General features: G+C 42.7%; 2 protein-coding genes. Both read right to left on the bottom strand.

Annotated features, from left to right (window positions below; all coding sequences use genetic code 11):
- Window positions 1-258: 258 nt before the first annotated feature.
- Window positions 259-963 (bottom strand): Uma2 family endonuclease, encoded by a 705-nt coding sequence (locus IQ242_RS22190; protein WP_193961434.1) that lies wholly within the window; start codon window positions 961-963, stop codon window positions 259-261.
- Between the two features lie 198 nt (window positions 964-1161).
- The gene (locus IQ242_RS22185) at window positions 1162-2457 is read right to left on the bottom strand and encodes a CO2 hydration protein (RefSeq protein ID WP_193961433.1); all 1296 of its coding nucleotides are present in this window, start codon (window positions 2455-2457) and stop codon (window positions 1162-1164) included.
- Between the last annotated feature and the right edge of the window lie 113 nt (window positions 2458-2570).

Below are 2570 nucleotides of genomic sequence, written 5' to 3'. Positions count from 1 at the left end.
TTCCTCAACCCAACCTACGGCTCAAAAAGGGTGGGTTAGGAGCGCCACAATATTATTTAATTTCAGATCGTAGGTTGGATTGAACGATAGTGAAACCCAACACTTTTAAATAATTGGGTTGGGTTTCTACGGCTCAAAAAAAAATCGACCCGCCTTAGATCGTAGGTTGGGTTGAACGATAGTGAAACCCAACACTTTTAAATAATTGGGTTGGGTTTCGTTCCTCAACCCAACCTACGGCTCTGAAAAAAACTGGCTCTAAATACCTTCTAAATCGGCTCCTAACTCGCGTAAACGAGATTTTAATTTTTCTATTTGTTGTAAAGCTAAAACCTTCTCTTGACGTTCCTGTTTAGCCACTTCTGCGGGGGTAGTAATTAATTCCCCCTCCCTATTAAAATAGCGTAATTGTTGTTGATAAATACCCAGAAATAAGCCTAAGCGATCGCTCCATAACCAACCTCGGTCTGTCGGCTCAATTGCTTGATATTGCCCTTCCATTAGCCGAAATCCTTGGAATTCTAAGGTTTCAGGATCGAACCAAAAATAATCGGGAGTGCGAAAAATATCTTGATAAATTTGTTTTTTCTGGCCGCGATCTACTTTGGCGGTACTAGGAGAGAGAATTTCCACGATAACATCGGGATATTTGCCCCCTTCTCCCCAAACTACCCAACTTTTTCGATCTAAGCGTCTTTCTGTTCCCAAAACGACAAAAAAATCTGGCCCGCGAAAATCCTCAGATTTTTTCTGATTAGGACTATAATAAATGCTCAAATTAGCGGCAGCAAAATAATCATTGCGATCTTGCCATAACCATTCTAAACATTGAAGTAAAATCAGAATTTGTTGTAAATGAGCGTAGCTTTCCAAGGGGGGTTCCTCACTCCAGATATCCCTGGGGGGAAATTTTACCTCATCCGCACAGAACTCGTTATTATCGATGATGGGAAAAGTGGTCATCTTTTTTGAGGTTGGGTGTCGGCCATCTCATTATATCAAAAAAGGTGGGCTTTAACGAAGGCAGGGGGCAGGAGGCAGGGGGCGGTCGGCCGTTTTTGTAACGGGGATTTATGCCCCGCTCCCAAAACTTTTCGCCTTAAGGCGAAGTTTTAGACCCGATTTTTTCGATAAACCCACCAGAAAAGTAAGCAAAAAACCTCAACGATAATTAGGACTTTGGATATCTCTAAGACGTGCTTCGGGACGTTTAAATCTGTCCATTTGTGCCTCAAAGAATTGACGATTTTTCAGTAAATGTTTGGGATTAGGATCGTCAAGGGGATAGAGTAAAGCAGTGCGTAGAGCTTGAATAACTGCCGAAGTAACATTATACATCGAACGCTGGAAACTAATCCCCAATTGAATCAAAATATCATCTTGCCCCCGGCAGTTTTGCTGATAGTAATCGATCAGATATTGGGGTAAAAAATGATACATATCATCCATTAACAACGTCGGGGGAATTCCCGCAGTACCCACGGGGAAAACATCCGCGTAAAGAATACCATAGTGAAAGTCTTTTTGTTGGTCGGGAACCTGTTTTGCTTGGGCATTATAGGACTTTGTACCCCGGAAGGGTGCAGTACGATAAAAGACGGCTTCTACATAGGGTAAGGCCGCTTCATAAAGCCAAGTAAAAGCCTTTGATTTGGGGATAATTTCGTAGCATTGACCATCAATATAAACGTGATGGTAAATTGGCCGGCCGGCGATGGCAAAAATGCCATTAACGAGGAAATTCATAGCATCGGGAACCCCTTTAAACCCGCCTTCATCGTAGATATCAGACATCTCGAAAAATACTGGAGCCATCACTTCCCAGAATAGTCCTAAATTAGAGTAGTAGGACATCATCCGCACCTGTTCCAAGAACATATCGGGGAACAGGTCATAAAGTTTCATCATCACGGGATTTTTCTTGAAATAGGCCTTAATAGCGCGGTCGGCATTTTGGCGATATTCTTCTGAATCAAGATAGGCATCAAATAAACCCCAACCCATATCGCGGCCATGCCATAACATGGCTTGCATACAAGCTTCGGCAAATTCCATATTAATACGGTCATGCCAAAGATGATGGATTAATCTGGGCATTTTTCTGGTTTTACCTTTATCCATGAATTCTAATAATTCAGGGTGAGCGGAACCCGTACCGCGCCAGATGCGTAAATCGGCATTATCGCCAGCGTAATGATTTTGTAGGTCTAGGTATTCTTGGGGCAGAAAATATTTAAAGAAGGGCAAAGGATCGAGGAAAACTCGTTCGGCAATATAGAGCAGATCTCGCCAATAAAAATCCATCGGTACAGCATAAGCTTTATAAATGCCGATAATTTGCATCAGATTTTCGGGAGTATCGGGCAACATGGATCCACCCGCTTCTAACCGGTGGATAATGTCGGCAAATTCGTGAGTAGAAGGGGGAATTTTGGCTTTGATTAATGTCCCAGTCATAGTTTTAGGTAAAGTAATTAGCAGCGGTTACAATAATTCGGAAACAGCGAGGGATAACTAACTAGGGTCTGCTGAAAAAGTTTTTCGTGGGGGCAGGGTGTGGGGTGTGGGGT

The sequence above is a fragment of the Microcystis sp. LEGE 08355 genome (assembly GCF_015207185.1).
GTDB lineage: Bacteria > Cyanobacteriota > Cyanobacteriia > Cyanobacteriales > Microcystaceae > Microcystis > Microcystis panniformis.
This window is presented reverse-complemented; position numbering and strand designations above follow the sequence as displayed.